Below are 4,460 nucleotides of genomic sequence, written 5' to 3'. Positions count from 1 at the left end.
TTTATTATAGCTGCAAAAACAAATGCAAGAATCAAAGAGGTTATAACGGAATTCCCATCGAAAAAGGAAAAACCAAACCCCACAACCAGCTCTGTAAGCAGTCTCAATTTAGGAGAGAGCCCTTTGAGGTCATCAACAAAACCGAGAATCCAGAGTATGGACAACGGGAAAAGATAAGAGAATATCTCCGCGTTGAATAAAAACGCCGTGAGAACCAAGGCGAGAAGTATTCCAAGGCCACCTGTAAAAGGAATGGGTTTTTCATGGGGTTTGAGCAGCCCTTTAGGCTTGTCAAGAAGACCAAAATGAATCCCTATCGCCATAGAAAGATACATCAATACAGTTGATAATGCAAAGGAGTACAGGTAATTCATTCTCTGTCACCTTCCAAATTGCTCAACTGCCCTGTGAAGGTGGTGCACAACATATTCTTGCTCTGCTTTTGTTATTGAAGTATAAAAAGGTATCGCAAGAGTTCTTCTGGAAATCGATTCTGTAACCGGTAGAAAACCTTCTTCGTAACCGAAAAGCCTTTTATAGAAGGGTTGAAGATGTACAGGTCTGAAATAATCACGACTCTGAATTCCCTGTTCACGCAGATAATCAATTACTTTGTTCCTGTCAACTGTTGGTGCCAGCTTCACCACGTAGACAAACCAGCCTATGGAAGTTGCGTAGTTTTCCACAGAAGGAGGCTCAATGCCATCAAGCTTTTCAAAGAGAGAGCTGTAATATTCAGCAGCTTCAGAGCGCTTTGAGAGTATTTCATCAATTTTCTTCATTTGCTCTACTCCAATAGCTGCTGAAAGTTCGTCAAGTCTATAATTATAGCCTATCCGAATATGCTCAAGCCATTCTTCGGCTTCGCCCCTTCCCTGGTTCCTCATACTTTTTGCGGCTTTTGCCAGCTCTTCGTTGTTGGTTACAATGATTCCACCCTCGCCCGTGGTTATCTGCTTATTAGGATAAAAAGCAAAAGCGCCTGCTACGCCGAAAGTTCCAAGCTTCTTCCCTTTATATGCACTTCCGAGAGCTTCACAAGAGTCCTCAACGATCTTGATTCCGAACCTATCACATATTTCCACCACGCTGTCCCAATCCATTGGATGACCGAAAATATCAACACCCATCAATACCTCGGGGACAAAGGGTTTTAACTCAAGCTTTTCCGTGGCCAATCCTTTTTTGGAGTAGTGCTCTAAAGCTTCAAATAACGTATCAGGAGAGATATTCAGTGTTTTCTCATCGATATCCGCAAAAACTGGAATTCCGCCATTGTACAAAGCCACATTCGCAGAGGATATGAATGTAAAGGAAGAAGTGAGCAATCTTTGGCCCTTTCCAAATTCCAAACCGCTCAATATAAGATGTAGCGCGCTTGTGCCACTGTTCACCGCTACGGCATATTTGGCGCCAACAAAAGAAGCCATACTTTCCTCAAATGCTTTTACTTTCTCGCCAATCGAGAGAATACCAGATTTCATCACTTCAATGACAGCTTCTATTTCTTCAACTGTGATATAAGGTTTAGATAGAGGAACGAACATCCTTCTCACTTCCTTTTTCTTTTCGCGATTTTGCAAAATAGGACAGTATCAAGCCAAGACTGAAAGACCAAAGAGCAGCCATGCCAATCTGGTATTCCCTGGGTAAGGAAAATGTGAGGGCATGCGCCGGGATCCAGAACCACAGCAATGAGTATAGAGATTTGTCTAGATTTGCCCAGTTGCTTTTTCCTGTGAAGAGATTATCTAAAGCCCTATGCAGAATCACCAGAAAGGGTCCAAATTGAAAATTCATGCTCACAGACCTTGAAAGAGCATTTAGAAAACCGGAAGCGGCACTCTCCGGTAATAATCCATGAAGTATCAAAGCTGCGACAAAACCTTCAAAGCCGATGAAAGCGATCTTTATTGGAATTGCAAGAAATGCCCAGATAAACGTCTTGGAAAGGAGTTCCATACCCCTTAATTTTCCCCTACCTGATATTCTGGTGGCAACAACCTCTCCAATAGTTCCAAGGATGGCGAACTGAATTATCGCAGATAGAAAGGGATAACCTTTAACAAAATCAAGATAAAAATTCATTTTTGCAACTCTCCTTTTTTGCCAAGTTCAGGAATAGTAGTTTCGATCTGTGCTGTTGCATCAGGGACGTATTCTTTTATGAGCGAATTTAGCCCATTGAAGTCACTGCTTTCAACAGCTTTTTTGAGCTTGCTGACCAATTCTTCAAGCTGTTCTGAAGATAATCTCTTTCCGGATTTGAGTTTAAAGATTTTTGGATGAGGCGTTTTTTCAAATGCTTCACCTTGCAATGAGAGTCTTTCAAAAAGCTTTTCGCCAGGTCTGATGCCAGTGTACTTTATTTCTATCTCTTGATCAGGTACATAGCCCGCCAAAGTGATCATGTCCCTGGCAAGATCAGAAATTTTCACAGGCTTTCCCATATCCAGAACGAAAACTTCTCCACTGGAAGCAAGAGCCCCTGCTTGAAGCACAAGTGAGACAGCTTCAGGAATTGTCATAAAATAGCGGGTCATTCGTGGATCTGTGACAGTCACAGGACCTCCAGACTGAATCTGCTTTTTAAACTTCGGTACAACACTTCCCCTGCTTCCTAAAACGTTGCCAAACCTAACCATTGCAAACTTGGTTTCAGATTTTCCGGAAATTGCCCTCAACATTTCCTCAGCAAGCCGTTTGGAAACCCCCATAATGGAAGATGGATTCACCGCTTTGTCCGTTGAAATCATCACCATAGTCTCTACATGGTATTTGTCTGCAAATCTGGCAATTGTATACGTACCAAGGCTGTTCACCCTGAAAGCTTCGGTGGGGTTTTCTTCCATAATGGGAACATGTTTATGAGCTGCGGCATGGAAAACAAGTTGGGGCTGCAATGTTGAAAAAAGGTATTCCATTCTGTGTTCATCTTGAATATCTGCGATTATACGGTGTGCTTTGAGCTTCGGATAAGCGCTTTTTAGTTCGCTTTCGATTTCATATATGCTGTTTTCGCCCTTTCCAAGCAGAAATATCGCCGCTGGTGAGAGTTCAGCGATTTGCCTGCAAAGCTCGCTACCGATACTTCCGCCAGCTCCTGTTACCAGAATTCTTTTACCTGAGATGAACTTTCTCAATTCGTTTTTTTCAACAGATACTGTTTCACGGCCCAGAAGGTCTTCAACGCTGATTTCTCTTAAGTATCCAAGACTAGCCTTTTTGTTCATGAGTTCAGCGAGCCCCGGAAGTGTTTGAACCTGGACTTTTTTCAGGTCAATGAGAGACATTATACGTCTGATTTCTTCAGAACTGGCTGAAGGAATGGCGATGATAACCCTGGATATGTTATGCTTTTCAACCAGATCCATAACCATTTCGGTAGTGCCTAAAACAGGCAATCCATGGATACGTTTTCCTCGTTTTCTCGGAGAATCGTCAAGGAAACCTATTATCCTTCCATAGGAGGGATTTCGCATGATTTCTTCTGCTATGGACATCCCGGCATCTCCAGCTCCTATAATCAATAGTTTGTCACTTGAGCCACCTTCACGGTCAATTCTCAAGAAGAGATATGTAAGCCAAAAAATCCTTGACCATATGATCAGCAGGGTAGCTCCAATGAAAGTCATTGTGGAAACGGTGATAGGCACAGTGAAAATCTTGACATCAAAAAGCAGCATGAATCTGCCGAAGAGAAAACCTGCGATATATCCGATTAAGGTACTACGGAGAATTATCCAAAAATCCCGGAAATTGGCGTAACTCCATGATACACGATATGTTCCGTTGACGATCAGCGATAGAAGAACAATAAGGCTGAAGAAAGCCCCATTCTGAAAGAACTCAGGTTCATTAAGGCTGAAAATACCGTACCTGAAATACATTCCCAGAGCATAAGAGGCGTATATCAAAAGGTAATCGGTTAAAGCAAGGATAAAAAATCTCTTTATCTCTCTACCTTTATCCATGCTCATCACTTCTCACTTTACCCAGTAAAGTCCAAAACCCGCTGTACCCGGACCAACGTGAGTTGATATTATCTTCCCCATAATTGACGTAGTCATTTTGCGGATGACATAAGTATCTTCAAGAAGCTTCTTCAGTGCGTTTATACCGTTTTCATTATCAGCGTGCACAAGTATCACATCCACCGTGGAACCTTTGGGAACCTCTTCCAAAATCTTGTTCAACAACATAGTTTGGGCTTTTTTTTCACCCCGCACCTTTTTGAATGGAATCAATGCTCCGCTTTCGTGTTTAATATACAAACCGACGTTGATGCTCAGCAGGTTTCCTACAAACCCCTGAAATTTAGAAACCCTTCCGCCTTTTACAAGAAAGTCGAACTTCGAGACATAAAAAACTGCATGGTATCTGCCTTCAGCGATTTCTCTTTCAAGGATTTTTCCGCTTTCTTCTGCATTTTTACCCTCACTTATCAATTCACGAGCACG

The 4,460-nt window shown here is 42.2% G+C and carries 4 protein-coding genes and 1 pseudogene; all 5 read right to left on the bottom strand.

The features are described 5' to 3' along the window. Positions 1 to 374: pseudogene (locus tag AC3LHT_RS03385) on the bottom strand (glycosyltransferase family 4 protein); the annotation flags it as partial. A 6-nt stretch (positions 375 to 380) separates the two neighbouring features. Further along, positions 381 to 1,547: a DegT/DnrJ/EryC1/StrS family aminotransferase gene (locus AC3LHT_RS03380; protein WP_488661986.1), complete on the bottom strand. Its 1,167-nt coding sequence runs from the start codon at positions 1,545 to 1,547 to the stop codon at positions 381 to 383. Beyond that, the gene (locus AC3LHT_RS03375; RefSeq protein ID WP_488661985.1) at positions 1,528 to 2,088 is read right to left on the bottom strand and encodes a hypothetical protein; all 561 of its coding nucleotides are present in this window, start codon (positions 2,086 to 2,088) and stop codon (positions 1,528 to 1,530) included. Before AC3LHT_RS03375 ends, AC3LHT_RS03380 begins: the two co-directional genes overlap by 20 nt. Next, entirely contained in the window at positions 2,085 to 3,974 is a 1,890-nt protein-coding gene (locus AC3LHT_RS03370; RefSeq protein WP_488661984.1) for a polysaccharide biosynthesis protein, read from the bottom strand. The genes AC3LHT_RS03375 and AC3LHT_RS03370 overlap by 4 nt, the downstream gene beginning before the upstream one ends. A 12-nt stretch (positions 3,975 to 3,986) precedes the next feature. Then, positions 3,987 to 4,460: DegV family protein (locus AC3LHT_RS03365; RefSeq protein ID WP_488661983.1), on the bottom strand; the 474-nt coding region annotated here is incomplete at its 5' end.

Source organism: Kosmotoga sp., from assembly GCF_982836095.1.
This window is presented reverse-complemented; position numbering and strand designations above follow the sequence as displayed.